The 17,208-nt window shown below is 50.3% G+C and carries 18 protein-coding genes; 1 reads left to right on the top strand and 17 read right to left on the bottom strand.

The genetic code is table 11. The features are described 5' to 3' along the window. Nucleotides 1-4: 4 nt before the first annotated feature. From OCV63_RS11925 to OCV63_RS11870, 14 genes are all read right to left on the bottom strand, one after another. Nucleotides 5-430, bottom strand: a complete 426-nt coding sequence (locus OCV63_RS11925; protein ID WP_158364155.1) for a metal-sensing transcriptional repressor — start codon at nt 428-430, stop codon at nt 5-7. 98 nt (nt 431-528) lie between these two features. Next, nucleotides 529-2,001 carry an ATP-binding protein gene (locus OCV63_RS11920; protein WP_158364154.1) on the bottom strand — a complete coding sequence of 491 codons (1,473 nt, stop codon included), beginning with the start codon at nt 1,999-2,001 and terminating at the stop codon, nt 529-531. Further along, complete coding sequence (locus OCV63_RS11915) at nt 1,998-3,203, bottom strand: VWA-like domain-containing protein (RefSeq protein WP_262670836.1); 1,206 nt, start codon at nt 3,201-3,203, stop codon at nt 1,998-2,000. The genes OCV63_RS11920 and OCV63_RS11915 overlap by 4 nt, the downstream gene beginning before the upstream one ends. 195 nt (nt 3,204-3,398) lie before the next feature. Next, nucleotides 3,399-4,790: an asparagine--tRNA ligase gene (gene asnS / locus OCV63_RS11910; RefSeq protein ID WP_158364151.1), complete on the bottom strand. Its 1,392-nt coding sequence runs from the start codon at nt 4,788-4,790 to the stop codon at nt 3,399-3,401. 202 nt (nt 4,791-4,992) lie between these two features. Continuing rightward, nucleotides 4,993-5,331, bottom strand: a complete 339-nt coding sequence (locus tag OCV63_RS11905; RefSeq protein WP_262670835.1) for a hypothetical protein — start codon at nt 5,329-5,331, stop codon at nt 4,993-4,995. 160 nt (nt 5,332-5,491) lie between these two features. Then, nucleotides 5,492-5,887, bottom strand: a complete 396-nt coding sequence (locus OCV63_RS11900) for a hypothetical protein (RefSeq protein WP_158364149.1) — start codon at nt 5,885-5,887, stop codon at nt 5,492-5,494. A 179-nt stretch (nt 5,888-6,066) separates the two neighbouring features. Next, the gene (locus tag OCV63_RS11895; RefSeq protein ID WP_158364147.1) at nt 6,067-7,986 is read right to left on the bottom strand and encodes an ABC transporter ATP-binding protein; all 1,920 of its coding nucleotides are present in this window, start codon (nt 7,984-7,986) and stop codon (nt 6,067-6,069) included. Next, nucleotides 7,983-9,728 (bottom strand): ABC transporter ATP-binding protein, encoded by a 1,746-nt coding sequence (locus OCV63_RS11890; protein ID WP_158364145.1) that lies wholly within the window; start codon nt 9,726-9,728, stop codon nt 7,983-7,985. The genes OCV63_RS11895 and OCV63_RS11890 overlap by 4 nt, the downstream gene beginning before the upstream one ends. Further along, complete coding sequence (locus OCV63_RS11885; protein ID WP_158364143.1) at nt 9,722-10,219, bottom strand: MarR family winged helix-turn-helix transcriptional regulator; 498 nt, start codon at nt 10,217-10,219, stop codon at nt 9,722-9,724. Before OCV63_RS11885 ends, OCV63_RS11890 begins: the two co-directional genes overlap by 7 nt. Before the next feature lie 141 nt (nt 10,220-10,360). Further along, nucleotides 10,361-10,513 (bottom strand): 2-keto-3-deoxygluconate permease, encoded by a 153-nt coding sequence (locus tag OCV63_RS17775; protein WP_416862037.1) that lies wholly within the window; start codon nt 10,511-10,513, stop codon nt 10,361-10,363. After that, nucleotides 10,471-10,692, bottom strand: a complete 222-nt coding sequence (locus OCV63_RS17770; protein WP_416862036.1) for a 2-keto-3-deoxygluconate permease — start codon at nt 10,690-10,692, stop codon at nt 10,471-10,473. The genes OCV63_RS17775 and OCV63_RS17770 overlap by 43 nt, the downstream gene beginning before the upstream one ends. Nucleotides 10,693-10,866: 174 nt before the next feature. Continuing rightward, entirely contained in the window at nt 10,867-11,520 is a 654-nt protein-coding gene (locus OCV63_RS11880) for a GntR family transcriptional regulator (protein ID WP_158364137.1), read from the bottom strand. 48 nt (nt 11,521-11,568) lie between these two features. Next, nucleotides 11,569-11,703: a hypothetical protein gene (locus OCV63_RS11875; protein WP_262670834.1), complete on the bottom strand. Its 135-nt coding sequence runs from the start codon at nt 11,701-11,703 to the stop codon at nt 11,569-11,571. A 3-nt stretch (nt 11,704-11,706) separates the two neighbouring features. Beyond that, nucleotides 11,707-12,990: an L-cysteine desulfidase family protein gene (locus OCV63_RS11870; protein WP_158364135.1), complete on the bottom strand. Its 1,284-nt coding sequence runs from the start codon at nt 12,988-12,990 to the stop codon at nt 11,707-11,709. A 301-nt stretch (nt 12,991-13,291) separates the two neighbouring features. Here OCV63_RS11870 and OCV63_RS11865 point away from each other — a divergent pair, with 301 nt between their 5' ends. Then, a complete protein-coding gene (locus tag OCV63_RS11865; protein WP_158364133.1) occupies nt 13,292-13,612 on the top strand; it encodes a DUF1622 domain-containing protein in 321 nt (106 codons plus the stop codon). A 207-nt stretch (nt 13,613-13,819) separates the two neighbouring features. On the opposite strand, the gene OCV63_RS11860 is transcribed toward OCV63_RS11865, so the two are convergent. The 3 genes from OCV63_RS11860 to OCV63_RS11850 form a co-directional block, all read right to left on the bottom strand. Continuing rightward, entirely contained in the window at nt 13,820-14,458 is a 639-nt protein-coding gene (locus tag OCV63_RS11860; RefSeq protein WP_158364131.1) for a TIGR01906 family membrane protein, read from the bottom strand. 97 nt (nt 14,459-14,555) lie between these two features. Further along, nucleotides 14,556-15,128 carry a DUF4340 domain-containing protein gene (locus OCV63_RS11855; protein WP_158364129.1) on the bottom strand — a complete coding sequence of 191 codons (573 nt, stop codon included), beginning with the start codon at nt 15,126-15,128 and terminating at the stop codon, nt 14,556-14,558. Further along, nucleotides 15,129-17,207, bottom strand: a complete 2,079-nt coding sequence (locus tag OCV63_RS11850) for an ABC transporter permease (protein WP_158364127.1) — start codon at nt 17,205-17,207, stop codon at nt 15,129-15,131. Nucleotide 17,208: the final 1 nt, after the last annotated feature.

Raw genomic sequence — 17,208 nt, 5'->3', positions numbered from 1 at the left:
TTATTTATTTGATAAACCGGTCAATGGCCGCCGTCAGCTCTTCGATAGCTTCATGGTCGCCGCTCTCCACCGCGTCTACCATACAGTGCTCGATGTGGTCTTTCAGGATCACTTTGGCCGTGTTGTTGATGGCGGCTTTGACGGCGGAAAGCTGAACCAGTACTTCGCTGCAGTCGCGGCCATCTTCCACCATGCGTTTGATGGACTCCATGTGGCCGATGGCCCTGGACAGGCGGTTCAGAACGGCCTTGGTGTTCTGATGGGTATGGGTATGCCCGTGACCATGGGCGTGACCGTCCTCATGACTATGCTCATGGCTGTGCTCATGTGTGTGCGGTTCCAAATGACTGTGTTCCCCATCTGTGTGCGTATGCTCATAGACGGTGCCGTCCGGCGCTATATGTGTATGGGTATGTATCTGTTCCTTCATGATCATCGTTCTCTTTCTTGGGTTTTGTTCAGTATAGCACACGCATATTCAAAATACAATCCTGGGTGAGGGGATGTTTTTCCCACTTTTTTGGGCTTTTACGCCTGCTGCTCCGTCAATTTCCGGCGAAGCTCCTCCTCTTTTCCTCCGGCATTCAGAAAGTCTTCCGCCTCCCCGGAAAGCTCCCCCAGCTCCTCCTGCAATACCCTGCTGCAGACCGGCTGCTCCCGAAGGCCGGTCAGAAAGATCACCAGCTCCTGCTTTTTCCCGAAGGCTTCACGGACGAAGGCCGCGCCGTTTTGCATGGCTGCGGTCAGCTCTTTCCGCTGCCGCTCTGCCCGGTTTTGTTCCTGTGCGCTTCTCTCCGAAAATGCGTCCGTAGCTCCGCCTGTCCTGACTGCCTCCCTGCAGTCCCGGATCACGTTGAAAAGCCGCTGTTCCCGTTCTTCTTCCCCTGCAGCCAACAGACCGTTTTCTTTGCGGACCGCCAGACTCTTTCTCCGACGGTCCAGGCGCTCGTCCACAAGCGCTGTCAGCTGCTCTGCGGTTCCCTGTCCCAGTCCGTCCGCAAAGAAGCGCAAACTGTCGGACAGCTTCTGCTGCTCCTCGTACGCCCTGCCCAGGGTGTAAATACGCTGTAACAAAAGCCAGACGATGCAGAGGCGCTCGTCAAAGGGCAGGGACGGCAGGTTCGTCGGCACGTCCGCTGCTCCGGTCAGAATCTGCTCGGGCTTCAGCTCCTTCTTCCATTTTTCATAAAGACGGTAATAAAAGGTAAATTCCGTCGCCGTATCCTCGTCCTGAAGATACTGACCGAACAGCGCCTCCTCCACGCCAAGCTCCAGTTCCTCCATGGTCAGTAGTATCTCTGACAAATCTTCCCAGGCCCGTCCGGTCACAAAGCCCTTCTCGCCAGGCTCCATCACGTAAAAGCGTTCCGGGCGCAGCTCCAGGAAGGACAATACCGCCGGGTGCAGGCCGCTCTCCACCGCATAATGCTTCCAGATGGGGAAATCCGGTTCCACCTTCATATAGCGTACCCGATCCAGGGTAACCGTATCGAATTCCCGCGCCGAACGGTTGTAGGCAGGCGGATTACCGGCCGCCACGATGACCCAGCCCTCGGGTAGCGCATGGCTTCCGAAGGTCTTATACTGGAGGAACTGCAGCATGGCCGGCATCAACGTCTCTGACACACAGTTGATCTCGTCCAGGAATAAAATGCCGTCCCTGCAGCCGGTTTTTTCTATCTGCTCATAGACCGACGCAATGATTTCACTCATGGTATAAGAAGTCACGGTATACGCTTTTCCCGCAAACTGCTTTTCTGTCAATACCGGCAGGCCGATGGCGCTCTGACGGGTATGGTGGGTCATGGTGTAAGACACCAGGCCGACGCCGCATTCCCCGGCAATCTGCTCCATGATGGCGGTCTTGCCGATACCCGGCGGGCCAATCAGCAGCACCGGCCGCTGTCTTGGCACCGGAATCCGGAAGGTTCCCGCCGCCGTTCTGGCTGTGTAAGCCCGGACTGTCTTTTTGATTTCTTCTTTTGCTTCCTGTATATTCATGCCCTTTTCTCCTCCAATACCAGTCTGTGTACCCAGTCCGGCATATCGATACTGTCAAAATGCCCCTGCAGCATTACGAACCAGACCTGATAGTCCGGCTCCTTCTTCGGATACCAGCCGCAGCCGTCCGTAAAATACAGAATTCCCTGTAAATCCCGCAGCTCTCCCTGCTGCCTCAGCTCCTCGATCCGCGCAAAGGCTGGGCGGAAATCTGTCCCGCCCCCGCCCCGGATCTCCAGGTGCTCCAGATATTTTTCGAATTCTTCCCGGCTGTGAATACAATCGTCCCGCTGGATCTGATTGTCGCACTGGATCAGGTGCAGGCAGAAGCTTCGGAAAAACAGGCGATCCTGCTCCAGAATTCCCCTGGTCTCCTCCAGGAATACCCGCACCAGTTCTTTTTCACAGGAACCGGAGGTATCGATAACAATGACCAGGTCGGCGATTTTCCGTTCCTCGCTGTATTCCAGCGGTTCTATCAACGGCATATTTCCATATATTTCCAGTCCGTAAGTGTACCAGGAATACTGAAACTCGTCCAGATTCAGACGGCTGTCTTCCCGGTAGGAGGACAGGCCTCTTAAAATACTCCGATAATCGCCCCGCTGACCGGCTGCCGGAACCAGCTGCCGGGTGCGGTGCCGCTTCGCCGTCCCCGCTTTCCGTTTTCCTCTGGGATTGCCGCTTCGAAGCAGCTTCTCACCCTGCCCCTGCCAGAAGGCCTTTTCCCGCTCGTCAGGCTTCTGTCCCCAGAAGCTGTGATCGTCTACCGGGGGCTTTTCCGGGATGGACTTTCCCCAAAGCTCTTCCGTCAGCGCCCAGGCCTTTTCGTCGCAGTCAGACTCCCAGACTTTTCGCTCCTCCCGTTCCACACGCCAGGCCTCGAAAGGATGCCCCAGGAGACAATGGCTGAGCATGTGCAGCAGCTCCCGGCAGAGGAAATCGCTGTCTTTCAGGAAATCTGACCGGATCCGGGACGGGGAGAGATAAAAGACGCGGCCGTCGATCCGAAAGCCCGCGCAGGCCCTGTCCGCGCTTTCCTGTTCCACTCCCCCATTAGGTTCCGGCTGCTTCGGCTCTTCGATCCGGAACTCCACTGCGCCCAGCACCGGAGCCAGGCCGTGAAGCCGCTGGTAGAGCTTCAGCTTCAGCAGTTCAAGGATTTCGTATTCGGTTGTGTACTGGCCGGCCTGATTTTTCATATCCCCGCTCCGCTTCCTTTCGCCTTTCTTCTTGTCTATCATTTTAACACGCCGCCCCCGCTTTATAAAGAACATAAAATAGAATCCCGCGGAGCGTTTTTGTGTCATAGGACGAAGTTTCCTATGACAAAAAATATCTGTATCACGCCCCAGGGGAATGATACAGATATTTGGAATTTTCTGTAAACTATAATCTTACAGCTCGCAGTTATTTACGGTTCTCGGGAACGGAATCACGTCGCGGATATTGCCCATGCCGGTCAGATACATGACGCAGCGCTCGAAGCCCAGGCCAAAACCGGAATGACGGACAGAGCCGTATTTCCGCAGGTCAAGGTAGAAGCCGTAATCCTCTTCCTTCAGACCCAGCTCCTGCATACGACCGGTCAGCTTCTCCAGGTCATCCTCTCTCTGGCTTCCGCCGATGATCTCACCGATACCCGGTACCAGACAGTCCATAGCGGCTACGGTCTTGCCGTCCTCATTCAGCTTCATATAGAAGGCCTTGATGTCCTTCGGGTAATCTGTTACGAAAATCGGGCGTTTGAAGACCTGCTCGGTCAGATAACGCTCATGCTCCGTCTGCAGATCACAGCCCCAGCTTACCTTATAATCAAAGTTGTCGTTGTTCTTCTCCAGAATTTCAATGGCCTCGGTGTAGGTCACATGGCCAAACTCGGAGTTCAGTACGCCGTGCAGTCTGTCCAGAAGTCCCTTGTCCACAAACTGGTTGAAGAAATTCATCTCCTCCGGAGCGTTCTCCAGCACGTAACTGATAACATATTTCAGCATAGCCTCAGCTACTTCCATATTGTCTTCCAGATCGGCGAATGCCATCTCCGGCTCGATCATCCAGAACTCAGCCGCATGACGGGTGGTATTGGAATTCTCCGCGCGGAAGGTCGGTCCAAAAGTATAGATGTCACGGAACGCCATAGCGTAGGTCTCGCCATTCAGCTGTCCGCTTACGGTCAGATTCGTCTCTTTTCCGAAGAAGTCCTGGCTGTAATCGATCTGTCCCTCTTCGGTCTTCGGTACATTGTTCAGATCCAATGTCGTTACCTGGAACATCTCGCCTGCGCCCTCGCAGTCGCTTCCGGTAATCAGCGGCGTATGTACGTATACAAAGCCTCTCTCCTGGAAGAACTGGTGAATCGCATAGGCAATCAGGGAGCGAACCCGGAATACAGCCTGGAAGGTATTGGTTCTGGCACGCAGATGAGGAATGGTTCTCAGATACTCGAAGGAGTGGCGCTTCTTCTGCAGCGGATAATCCGGCGCGGAATCGCCCTCTACCACAACCTCTTCTGCCTGAATCTCGAAGGGCTGCTTTGCCTCCGGTGTAGCAACCAGAGTTCCCTTTACAATCACGGCAGCGCCCACGTTCAGCTTGGAAACCTCTTTAAAGTTCTCCATGGTATCATGGTATACGATCTGTAGTGTCTGGAAGCAGCTTCCGTCTCCCATAACCAGGAAGCCGAAGGCCTTGGATCCACGGTTACTGCGGAGCCAGCCCGCTACTGTGATTTCCTTATCCAGATAGCTTTCAGTATTACGATATAATTCTTTTACAGTAATGCACTTCATGTTCTTTATCCCTATCCTTTTCTTTCTCTTGCTTCCGGCGCCTTTCCCGCGCGCCGATTTAGCTTATAGTATAGCGCATTTTGGCCTGGTCTGCAAGACAGGAATCTTAAAGAATCTCACCGTCAGACCGGGTTTTCCCATAAAATTGCCCTGCAAATCCATCTCGATCTGCAGGGCATTGCTTTTTGCTTTCTTTTCAGGCTTAACGAGTGGTCTGGTTTGTGGTGCCGTTATTGGTGTTCGTTGTCCCATTCGTCATATCGTCCACCACATTTTCTGTGCCGTCTACCACGTCGTCCACACCGTTCATGATGCCGTCGCCTACGTCTTCCACTGCGTCTCCTGCGCCGTCTACGGCGTCGTCTACGATGTTGCCATTGTTCGTAGTGCCGTTCGTATTGGCTCCATCATTGGTTGTTCCGTTGTTTTCGGTGTTCGGCTTGTTGGTGCCTCCGTTGTTGTCGGAATTGCCACAGGCGCTTACGCCCAGGACCAGTACAAGCAGCAACAGTCCTGCTGTGTATTTTCTGAACCTCTTCATAATATAGAATCTCCTTTCTGCCGTCGCTGGACGGTATCCGTTTCTATCCACATTATGAGCGGTTCCTGATTTTTTTATACACAGGGAAATGTTATTTTTCCACTTTGTTCTATTAAAAAAGCAATGTAATCTTTTTACAGACTGCATTGCTTTTTGGGTTTTAGCTTTTTTTCTGAAATTCCGTCCGGCATTTGGGGCAGGTTACGATGATTTTGCCTTTGCCCTTGGGGACACGGATCTTTTGACCACAGCTGGGACACTTGTAGATATGGTGGGTTTTTCGGTCGGCCAGGTTTCTTTTCCAGTTATTTACTTTGTATTTTATTTTGTTCTGCCAGGTCAGGAATTTCTGATTTTCCGCGTAACGGCGGTTATAATCCCTGGAAAACATCCGGTAATAGCAGTAAACAAGCAGAGCCATTACCAGATAGACGATCGCATTGCTGTGGACAAACAGGTTCAGAATAATCAGAACCAGGCCGATGGCAGTCAGAAACCGGGACAGCTGGTCGGCGCCGTAGCGTCCCTGCATAAAATGTTGAAATTTTTCTCGCATAAAAGCTCCTTTTAAGACGGACGCTCTGCGAGGTTCAAAAATCGTGTGTTCGGACGTTTCACAGACAATGTATGTCTGGAACGGACAGGCAAGCCTGTTCGCCCCAGACACACACAATCCGCGAAAAGCCGGACACCCTGATTTTTCGAACCCCACAGAGCTGGTTTTCGAGATTAAGGTTATGAGAGTTCAAAGGCTCCGGTATAGAGCTGATAATATTTACCCTTCTGGGCAATCAGCTCCTCGTGGCTGCCCCGCTCGATAATTCGGCCCTGATCCAGCACCATGATGACATCTGAATTCTGGACCGTAGACAGACGGTGGGCAATAACAAATACGGTACGGCCCTCCATCAGGCTGTCCATACCCCGCTGTACGATGGCCTCTGTACGGGTATCGATACTGGAGGTCGCCTCATCCAGAATCAGAACAGGCGGATCTGCAATGGCTGCCCGGGCTATCGTCAGAAGCTGACGCTGTCCCTGGGACAGGTTGCCGCCGTCTCCGGTAAGCATGGTATCATAGCCCTGGGGCAGGTGCCTGATAAAGCTGTCTGCTCCTGCCAGCATGGCTGCGCCCTTGACCTCGCTGTCGGTGGCGTCCAGCTTGCCGTACCGGATATTGTCGGCTACGGTGCCGGTGAACAGATGGCTGTCCTGAAGTACCATACCCAGGGAACGGCGCAGATCCTGCTTCTTAATCTTATTGATGTTGATACCGTCGTAACGGATCTTTCCGTCCTGAATATCGTAAAACCGGTTAATCAGGTTGGTAATGGTCGTTTTTCCGGCTCCGGTAGCGCCTACAAAGGCCACCTTCTGTCCGGGCTTCGCGTAGAGCTTAATGTCGTGAAGTACGGTTTTTTCCGGTGTATAACCGAAGTCTACCCCGTCCATGACTACGTCGCCCTTCAGCTCCGTGTATGTGATGGTACCGTCATGATGGGGATGCTTCCAGGCCCAGATACCGGTACGCTCCGGCACCTCCACCAGCTTGTCACCCTCATAGCGGGCATTGACCAGGGTTACATAACCGCCGTCCTGCTCAGAGGGCTCATCCATCAGGTTGAAGATTCGCTCCGCGCCTGCCAGGGCCATAATGATAGAGTTGAACTGCTGGGCAATCTGCGCAATCGGCTGATTGAAGCTTCTTGTCAGCTGCAGGAAGGAGGCAAGACCGCCCAGAGTCAGGCCGCCGATCCCGCCGATAGCCAGCAGAGAGCCTACGATGGTGGTCAGTACATAATTGATATTTCCAATATTTCCCATTACCGGCATCAGCACGTTGGCGTAGATGTTCGCGTTGCTGGCGCTGTCGAAGAGCTTGTCGTTCAGCTCCTTGAATTTTTCTTTCGCTTCTTCTTCATGGCAGAAGACCTTTACCACCTTCTGGCCGTCCATCATTTCCTCGATGTAGCCGTTGACTTTACCCAGATCCTGCTGCTGCGCCATAAAGTACCGGCCAGACTGGCCGCCGATTTTCTTGATGACATTTGTCATGACGAATACCATGGCAATGATCATCAGGGTCAGAATCGGGCTTAAGTATACCATGGACGCGAATACGCTGACGATGGTAATGGCGGAGGACAGCAGCTGCGGGATACTCTGGCTGATCATCTGGCGCAGGGTATCTGTATCATTGGTGTAGATACTCATCAGGTCTCCGTGGGTATGGGTGTCAAAATACGGGATCGTCAGGGTCTCCATGTGGTCGAACAGTCCGTCCCTTACTTTTTTCAGGCTGCCCTCGGAAATGTAAATCATCAGGCGGTTGTACAGATAGTTGGAGACTACGCCCACCAGATAAATCACTGCCATGGTGGCCAGTGCCTTCAAAAGCGGCGTGAAATCCGGTGCGGAGCTTCCCACCAGGGGTGTGATATAGTCATCGATCAGAGACTGCAGAAATAAGCTGCCGTATACGTTGGCCAGTACTCCGACTACGATACCGATGATAACCAGTACGCACTGAATCGGATAACCCTTTACGATGATCGCGAAGATCCGCTTCAGCGTCTTCATGGGGTTTTTCGCCTTGGGGCCTTTTCTCATGCCTCTGGGTCCTCCGGGACCTCCAGGTCTTTTGCTGTTGCTCATTCTGCGTCACCTCCTTCGCTGTCTGTGGGCTTCTGCTGGGATTCGTATACTTCCCGGTAGATTGCGTTATTTTTCAATAATTCCGCATGGGTTCCGACACCGCTAACCGCACCGTCGTCCAGCACGATAATCTTATCCGAATCCTGTACGGAAGAGATACGCTGGGCAATGATGATCTTGGTGGTATCGGGAATCTCCTCCCGGAAGGCCTTCCGGATCATGGCATCCGTATGGGTATCCACCGCGCTGGTGGAATCGTCCAGAATCAGGATTCTCGGCTTCTTTAACAGGGCTCTGGCGATACAGAGACGCTGTTTCTGTCCGCCGGACACATTGCTGCCGCCCTGCTCAATCCAGGTGTCATACTGCTCCGGGAAGCGCTGGATAAATTCATCGGCGCAGGCCAGCTTACAGACACGGATCAGCTCCTCATCGCTGGCGTCCTTATCGCCCCAGCGCAGGTTTTCCTTGATGGTGCCGGAAAACAGCACATTCTTCTGAAGCACCATGGACACCTGATTCCGGAGGGAATCCAGGTCATAATCCCGGACGTCGATGCCGCCTACCCGGACGCTTCCTCCTGTTACGTCATACAATCTTGGGATCAGCTGTACCAGCGTAGACTTGGCGCTTCCGGTGCCGCCCAGGATCCCTACGGTCTCGCCGGATTTGATTTCCAGATTGATATGATCCAGATTCAGGTTCCCCTCGTCGTTCCGGTAGCTGAAGGATACGTTGTCAAAGGTAATGGAGCCATCGGGAACCTCTGTGACGGCCTGCTCCTTATTGGTCAGGCTGCTCTTTTCATTTAAGACCTCGCAGATACGCTCTGCGGAGGATTTAGCCATGGTCAGCATAACGGCTACCATGGCGATGAACATCAGGCTCATCATGATATTCATCGTATAAGTAAAGAGACTCATCAGCTGGCCAGTGGTCATATTGCCCGCCACGATGGTTCTGGCGCCCAGCCAGGACACCGCGATGATACAGGCGTAAACCGTAAACTGCATGGTGGGCATCATGCTGACCATCAGCTTCTGGGCCCGAACCGCGCAGCGGTATACGGCCTCGGAGGCCTTGCCGAACTTCTGCTTCTCATGCTCCTCACGCACGTACGCCTTGACTACCCGAATACCGGTCAGATTTTCCTGGATATCCGCGTTCAGGGCGTCGTATTTGTCGAACATTTCACGGAAATATTTTCCTACGCGGCCCATCAGGAAGGCAATGACGATTCCTAAGAATACCAGCGCCACCAGATATACACAGGACAGTCTGGCGTTGATGATAAAGGTCATCGTCATGGCCGTAACCAGCATGACCGGCGCGCGCATCAGCATACGCATCATCATCTGGAACGCGTTCTGTACATTCGTTACATCGGTGGTCAGACGCGTAACCAGTCCCGCGGTAGAGAAATGGTCGATATTGGAGAAGGAAAATTCCTGGATATGATTGTACATTCCCTCTCTTACATTTTTCGCAAATCCGGTAGACGCGATGGCCGCCTGCTTCGCCGCCATGGATCCACAGAACAGGGACGCAAAGGATACCAGAAGCATCACCAGTCCCATCGTGATTACATATTTCATGTTGCCTGTCTCAAGTCCGTTGTCGATGATAGCCGCCATCAGAAGCGGAATGATCATCTCAAAGATAACCTCGAAGACAATAAAAATCGGCGCTGAGATGGCCGTCTTTTTGTACTCGCCTATATAGGCCTTTAATGTCTTCAGCATGTGTGTCCTCCTTGTGTGATTCTTTCTCTATGCTGCTCTAACTGTTCTTCTGTTCCATCATTTTCCGTCATAGTCGCCAAAATCCGATCCAGAAGCTCCAGAAGCTTTGCCTGTTCCTCGTCCGTCATACAGGCGTAGATTCGTTCGTCCAGATTTCTGGCTCCCTCTCCCATATCCTCCATGACCTGATTGCCTTTTTCCGTCACTTCAATGATCCGGTATCTGCCGTCAGCCGGATTGCGCCGCCTGGTGATATAGCCTTTTTCCTCCAGCCGGTTCAGGATACCGGTCACCGTCGGGTTTTTCAACTGGAACCAGTACTCGATCTCCCGCTGATGGATTTCCTTGTCCGGATTGCATTTCAGGTAGCAGAGTATTTCCATCTGCACGCCGGTCAGGTTGTATTTCAGAAGATTTTTATCCCACAGCTTGCGGAACTTGTTGTTGATAATCCGAATCCGCTTGCTGATTGGGCTGGGCCCCCTCCTCATTGGTTGATCCTCCTTCTGCGAATTTTTTCATAATAAATAGGATACTATATAGTGTCCTATATAGTATCCTATATGTTATTACGATTGTTATGGATTGTCAAGAAAATAAATCTTAAAAATATGTGAACAGTTATAAATTTCTTATGCTTTTTTAGAGTCCAATATTTTTACGAATACCGGTGTCATAAATGTACTTAATAATACAACCATCGCAATCTGAGCGGTTGCAGTTTCCACATATGGCAGATATTCTATATGTTCAGACGCCAGAATTGCCGGGACAGAGACAGACACCAGTCTATTCCACTGCCTTCTGAAATACTCAAAAAACAAACAGGGATAAACGGCAATGATACCAAACTTATAAATGTATAACCGGCTTTGTCTACATCATCGCCTTTTTCATTCATCAGCGCTATATAAACACCGGGGCTCATACTACTCAGACATGCTGCCACTTCAACAGCCGACACTCTCTGAAGCCGGGCTCTTTAATCTGCTAAGAAATGGGTAATAAGTGCATACGAGCGCAGATATCGCCATTGGAATCAGCATCAGGCTTCCCGGAATCGCAGTTATCCTTTTTTTCATCTCTCTTTATCCTTTTAAAAGACTGGCTGTTAAAGTTGCCTTCAACAGCCAGTCTTTTACATATTTTTTTCCTCTATAAACCTGTAATTTTTCCCGCCAAAATCGTTCAAATCCCTTGCAAGATATTGTACCGCTTTCTCTATATCACGCTCGCGTAATGCCTGTATAATCATTGCATGATTTCGTGTATCCAGTTCCAATTCCAACTCATATTGCTCCCAGCAAAATCTCGTATATGCGCGTTTTAATCTGTCCATACACCTTTTCAATTCTTCCATCGCAAAATTATTTCTTCCAAATCCAACCAGCTTCAGATGGAATTCCGTGTTTAAGCTCCAATGCTCCCACATTGTATTTTCTTTTTTTCTGCACTGCTTATCTATATCTTCCAGAATAGAAAAATGAACTTCCGTCAGATCTGAATATTGCTTGCGAAGAATTCCCGCCTCCAGAAGATAGCGGAATTCTATCATTTCACGCACATCATCCATTGTAAGTTTTACCACTTCATATCCATATCTCGGAATATTGCGCAACACATTGTCTTTGCACAGCTCTAAAAGTGCTTCCCTGACTGGCGATTTACTACACTCATACTTTTCAACCAGCGCCTTTTCATTTAAAATATCTCCAGGTTTATATTCCAATGAAAATATATCTTCCAGTATTGCGTTATAGATTGTGTCCTTCAGGCTCTTTTCGTTTTTCATAAACAGCCTCCTTTTCTATCTGATTATAGCAAACGGAAGATTAAAAATCTACTGTTTCAAAAAATCTACGGCCATTTGCACATACATGGCCACGCCGCGCTTTAAAATACTCTCATCTATCTGATAGCATTCATGGTGCTGCGGATATGTACAGCCCTTTTCCGGATTATATGCTCCAATCATATCTTATTTTTCAAATTGAACCTGATTCAACATAATTTTCAGGATCTGGTGATCTGTTTCTTTCATTCCCACTCGGCCCACATATCCGACACTCTGTATCGTTTCTTCTACCGTATCCTGTATAATTCCTTCCCCTTCATGGAACGTACGTCCCTTCATACTCAGGCTATGCGCTAAAATCGCCGCATCTACTGCAGAGGCAATTTTAGCAGCGCAGGATGCTTTTGCTCCATCACATACAATGCCCCCGACATTCGCAACTGTATTTACAATGGTTCTTGATACTGCTTCATAAGAACCCTCCATCATATAGGTAATTGCCGCTCCCGCGCCGCTGGCTGCAATGACTGCGCCGCAAAACGCGGATAAGCTTCCTATATAATGCTTCTGATGAATTGCAACCAGATTACTTACAATCAATGCTCTGTATAATTCTTCTCTTGACTTTCCAAGATACTCTGCGTATACAATGACTGGCAGACTTACTGTCATTCCCTGATTACCGCTTCCAGAATTAATCACCACTGGCAGAGAACAGCCTCCCATTCTGGCATCAGATCCTGCAGCTGCATAGGCACAGGCTCTGGTCCGTACACTTGAATCCGCTTTTTCCATTAAGGTTCTTCCTACTTCAGCACCGTAAGGATTCTTCATTCCCTCATTGGAAACAGCCTGATTCATCTCTATCTGTCTGTCCAAAACATTCTTCAGTTTATCTGTCGCTACTGTATTTGCAAACTCCAAAATATCACGAATCGTCAGCTTTGCATAATCTTCCTTGCTGTTCTCAGCTGCCATATCTATCTGATAGATTACTTTTTCATCTTTTACAATCTCTGTAATTAACGTATGCCGGTTGACTATTTTTACTTTTGCCGAATGATTTTTTGCATATACCTCAGCTACAATGTATAAGTTCTCCACATCCTTCTGAAGCCTGCATTCAATGAAATCTGTTTTTAACAGCTTCCTTGTCTTTTTTATGTCTTCCTCTGTGATATCCTCTAAAACCTCTAACTCTCTGTCTGCATTTCCGCCTACTGCCCCAAGTACACAGGCTGCGTCTACTCCACGCATTCCGCCTGAATTCGGTACCGTTACTGCTTTCACATTTTTTATTACATTACCGCTGCAATACACAATCATTTTTTCCGGGAACTGTCCCAGTACTTTGCAGGCCTTTGCCGCTGCATAAGCAAGCGCAATAGGTTCTGTACATCCCAATGCAGGCACCAGTTCTCTCTGCAGTATACGTATGTAGCTCTCCTCCAGTTCTTTCTTTAACATATTCTTCCCTCCTCTGATATTATTAGTAGTATTATTAATGGCATATTATCATTCAGTCTACAGTTTGTCAATCAGCAATTTGACATAAAAAACGCCCCCGAGCATTCACTGCCCAGCTAAAAAAACATCGGCTGCTTTCTTGCTGCCTCTCTTCTTTCGGAACTGAAATTCCTATGATCTGGTAAATTCCATGCGTGACTTCAGGGGGGGCGTTGACAATGACGATGGAACCTATATCAATATGTGTGAACTTATGTTATACTGTCCTTATCTTACTTTAGAAAATCGGGGGGATTTTACTATGGAATTTTTAGAATTACTGCACCTCATTCTGGAAAATATCGTGGACGGAGCGATTCTGCTCTTTGAATTTATCGGCGTGGGCATTATCATTTTCTCAGGCCTGCGGGGCTTCTGGAGTTACCTGCACCGCTCTCCGGACACAAAGCTGACCCTGGCCCGGGGGCTGGCCATGGGTCTGGAATTTAAGCTGGGAAGCGAGATCCTGCGAACCGTAGTGGTCCGGGACTGGAAAGAAATCGGAACGGTGGCAGGAATTATTGCGCTCAGGGCTGCGCTGACGTTCTTGATTCACTGGGAGATTAAGGAAGAGGAGAAATAAATCACGATTTAATATTATTAGAAAGACAGAAACGCTCCACGAATGAAGTGACAGCCTCTGTTCTTGTTTCATTTCTATAACTAACATTCCATGATATCTTCGATACTCTGCTTCATATCCGCGTTAATCCCCACTGCCCGCAGGTGATTCTGTCGGGCAGCCGTTTGCGCTCTATATTACATTCTATTTTACTTTCTGTTTTTCTTCTTATTTCACATTCTTTCTCTGTACTCGCCGGTAAATCAGACCGCAGATAAGGCTTCCCAGGATCACCAGCACCAGAATCATAACTGCGCAGTGCAGAAAATACGCATCCGGCAGGATATTGATAACCGGGTCGGTGGCAGGGTCGAAGAGCCAGTAGTCATTGTTGAAAGCGAGCTCATGAAACGCGGCAAAAGTCCAGTCCCAGTTCAGGGCGACGGTTGCTCCGATAACGGCTGGCAGGGCCACAGTCAGGATAGCCGTCAGCTTCAGATATCCATAGCTTTGCTTACGGCGCTGCCGAAGAATCCCGGCGGCACCTGTCAGTGTACCGAAGATAGCCATGCATTTAAAAAGATTGAAGATGTTCTTTACTTCTTCAAAATGAATGCGCCCGCCCTCCGACATGGGAAACGTGGGAAATTCCAGCGGAGCATTTCCGAAGCTCAGGCTGTAGTCGATGACTGCGTCATAATTCGCTTTAATCTCCGAAATCGTATAGCCGGTAGTTTCCGGAATATGGAGTGCGTGGATATCCAGATAATACAGTGGCTTGCAGGCCAGGGTCAGGACGACAGCCAGGGAAATAAGCGTCAAAGTCAGGATAAGGGAGAGCAGGATGCTCCATGCTTTTATCTTCATAGTAATTCTCCTTTACAGACGTCTTTTTCAGTATAAAGGAATTTCTTCCACATTTCCAGTGGTTTGTGGGTTCTAAAGCCCCGACCCGTCCGTCCTTCTATTCCGCAGACTCGCTATCTCCCGGTTCTTCCTCAACAGTCGCCTCAAAATCACGTAAGCTGCACGTAAAAGCCGTCGCCAGATAACTGTCACAGGTATAGATATGATCACTTTCCGAAGTCATCACATACACATTTCCATCCGAAGCCGTACTGCCGATAGAGACAGTAAGTTCCGTACCGTCATCGCGGATGATCCGGATCGTGACAGCCGGATCAGCAAGACTGTAAGCACTTAAGTCCTCCGGCGCTTCGCCCAGATCCCGGACAGCAGACAGCGGATTCAACCGATTCCACAGGGTCGCCAGAGCATCCTGATTCAGATCCATCTCCGGGTTATCCGGGCTGATCCAGGTTTCGCCATCATAGCTTAGATACAGGGTGCCATAGGAATTCGTGATCTCGGCTTCACTGATTTCCGCAGGCGCTACGCTTAAAACCTCGATTTCTTCCGTGGTTTCGTCTTCCTCATGATTCCAGTCTGCCCGGCTAACCAGAACATAGACAAGAGTCAGGACAGCCAGGGCGGCTATCGCCGCCAGCAGCTTTACCTGTCTTTTCTTTTTCGTCATCTACCGTTTCCTCCTTCCAAACCAGATAACGCCCCCTGTAATGAGCAGAAACAGCGGGAGCAGAATAATCGTCAGAATCCCCCAGAAAATAGCGCTGCCCGCACTTACCGTCAGGTATTCGGTACTCATACTTTTGGGCTCGATAGAAACGGTGTTTTCATGGTCTACCAACTGACTCATCACATTCAGAAACATTGTGCTGTTGCCGCCGGATACCATATTGTCTACCTGTTCATCCAGCAGAGTCTCAGAAGAGAACACGATGAGTTTTGCTTCTGTGTCTTCGTCAATGGTTTTGGTGACGACAGCACCCAGGTCAAAGGGCCCCGCAATATCGCCCTCCTCCTGATCGAGATTTTCGGATTCCAGGTTGGTCTTGGAATAGGACAGGGCGGAGGTGGTCAGCAGACTTTCATAGGTCAGATCGTCACTGATATCCGGGCTTTCTGTCATGCCCTGGGCAAAGGCCAGCAGAACATTGCGGGAGCTGACGTCCGATGTATACGTGGAACTCTGAATCGTCGGCAGCAGATAATAGGGATAATTGGGCAGGTGATGCTGACTGTCGCCCTCCAGTACCAGACCCTCTGCCAGAGCGATTCCATAGTCACTCAGCAGGCTGTCCAGATTCGGCGTTTCCTTGTCCGTGTAGCCAGTCAGCATCACAAGCTGTCCGCCCTGCTCCAGATAGGTTTCCAGTTTATTTTTCTCATCCGCTGAAATATCGGAAATCGCACCGTAGATAATAACAGCTTTCGCGTCCTCCGGCACAGCCTCCTCCGTCAGCAGGCTCAAGGATTTTAATTCAATATTTTCCTTTTCAATGGAAGAAGTGACTGTGGTACTCAGCTCTGCCTCGTCGTGACCGGTCAGCGTGTAGACGACCGGCATATCCTCGGCGGTTACATAGGCAATGGCGCTGGTGATCTGACCCTCGCCGTCGAAGCTGCTTAAGGAGCTGCTGTAAGTGGAATAATCCATACTATACTGATAGATATCATAGTAATCCACAGCCTTTGAACGGTTCTGTCCCACCACCAGCACGCTGTTTTCGGACAGATTTTCACTGGTATACCGGGAGGCGAAATTCGGGTAAAGCACCGGATCCTTCGTCTCTACCTTGATGTGGGAGGATAATCCTGCGTAGCGATCCAGCAATTCCTGTAAGGTGGCGTCCTCGCTGCCCTGCTGGGCAATCAGGTAGAGGGTAATATCCTCGTCCAGGCCTTTTACAATCTCCGCCGTCTGGTCGCCGGTGGTGAAAAGCTTCTGGTCACTGGCGTCGTATTTCAGGTACTGGGACGGCAGCTTTCCTGCTATCAGATTCACCAGCACCGCAGCCACGCAGCCGAAGACCACCATGCTGGCCCGATAGGTGCCGTGCTTTTTCTGCATGAGCTGCACTGTCAGGAACAGGGACAGAATGATGACCGTCACATAGTACAGGACGCCAGTCAGATCGAACATCCCCTGCACGAAATTAATGAACGGCTGGTAGATGCAAAGGGCGTTCAAAACCGACGCCAGGACGCCGCTGGCTCCGATGACATTGGCGATGCCGGAGGCCATGTTCAGGAAGAACAGGACGCCGAAGGTCAGCACCGCCGCGATAACCTGGCTTTCGGTGAGGGCCGACAGGAACAGCCCGATTCCCAGACACGCCGCGCCGAACAGGGTATAGCCCAGAATCGCAGTATAGGCCATAGGCAATGAGACGCTTCCGAATTGCAGCAGAATCAGCGGATACAGGCACAAAATCGCCATGGGAATCAGGAAAATCGTCACCATGGCCAGGTATTTGCCCAACACAATTTTCCAAAGGGAAACCGGCGCTGTCATCAAGAGCTGGTCGGTCTTCTGGCGTTTTTCCTCAGCCATACTCCGCATGGTCAGAACCGGCACAATAATCAGCAATACAAAATAAACAGAGGAGAGAACAGCTCCGAAGGCCGGGTAGCCGCCCACCAGACAGTTGGCCACATAGTACAGGCTGGTGACAGCCAACAGCACGGCCATGAAGATGTAGCCGGTCATGGAGGTCAGATACGCCCGCAGTTCCTTTTTGTAAATCGCACACATG

The organism is Laedolimicola ammoniilytica, from assembly GCF_025567165.1.
Lineage (GTDB): Bacteria > Bacillota > Clostridia > Lachnospirales > Lachnospiraceae > Laedolimicola > Laedolimicola ammoniilytica.
The sequence above is the reverse complement of the archived record's forward strand: the minus strand, read 5'-3'. Positions and strand labels throughout refer to the sequence as shown.

Excerpts from the sequence above, each read along its gene's own strand:
- OCV63_RS11925 (WP_158364155.1), bottom strand. The coding sequence starts at position 430 with ATGAAGGAACAGATACATACCCATACACATATAGCGCCGGACGGCACC.
- OCV63_RS11920 (WP_158364154.1), bottom strand. The coding sequence starts at position 2,001 with ATGAATATACAGGAAGCAAAAGAAGAAATCAAAAAGACAGTCCGGGCT.
- OCV63_RS11915 (WP_262670836.1), bottom strand. The coding sequence starts at position 3,203 with ATGAAAAATCAGGCCGGCCAGTACACAACCGAATACGAAATCCTTGAA.
- asnS (WP_158364151.1), bottom strand. The coding sequence starts at position 4,790 with ATGAAGTGCATTACTGTAAAAGAATTATATCGTAATACTGAAAGCTAT.
- OCV63_RS11905 (WP_262670835.1), bottom strand. The coding sequence starts at position 5,331 with ATGAAGAGGTTCAGAAAATACACAGCAGGACTGTTGCTGCTTGTACTG.
- OCV63_RS11900 (WP_158364149.1), bottom strand. The coding sequence starts at position 5,887 with ATGCGAGAAAAATTTCAACATTTTATGCAGGGACGCTACGGCGCCGAC.
- OCV63_RS11895 (WP_158364147.1), bottom strand. The coding sequence starts at position 7,986 with ATGAGCAACAGCAAAAGACCTGGAGGTCCCGGAGGACCCAGAGGCATG.
- OCV63_RS11890 (WP_158364145.1), bottom strand. The coding sequence starts at position 9,728 with ATGCTGAAGACATTAAAGGCCTATATAGGCGAGTACAAAAAGACGGCC.
- OCV63_RS11885 (WP_158364143.1), bottom strand. The coding sequence starts at position 10,219 with ATGAGGAGGGGGCCCAGCCCAATCAGCAAGCGGATTCGGATTATCAAC.
- OCV63_RS11880 (WP_158364137.1), bottom strand. The coding sequence starts at position 11,520 with ATGAAAAACGAAAAGAGCCTGAAGGACACAATCTATAACGCAATACTG.
- OCV63_RS11875 (WP_262670834.1), bottom strand. The coding sequence starts at position 11,703 with ATGATTGGAGCATATAATCCGGAAAAGGGCTGTACATATCCGCAGCAC.
- OCV63_RS11870 (WP_158364135.1), bottom strand. The coding sequence starts at position 12,990 with ATGTTAAAGAAAGAACTGGAGGAGAGCTACATACGTATACTGCAGAGA.
- OCV63_RS11865 (WP_158364133.1), top strand. The coding sequence starts at position 13,292 with ATGGAATTTTTAGAATTACTGCACCTCATTCTGGAAAATATCGTGGAC.
- OCV63_RS11860 (WP_158364131.1), bottom strand. The coding sequence starts at position 14,458 with ATGAAGATAAAAGCATGGAGCATCCTGCTCTCCCTTATCCTGACTTTG.
- OCV63_RS11855 (WP_158364129.1), bottom strand. The coding sequence starts at position 15,128 with ATGACGAAAAAGAAAAGACAGGTAAAGCTGCTGGCGGCGATAGCCGCC.
- OCV63_RS11850 (WP_158364127.1), bottom strand. The coding sequence starts at position 17,207 with ATGTGTGCGATTTACAAAAAGGAACTGCGGGCGTATCTGACCTCCATG.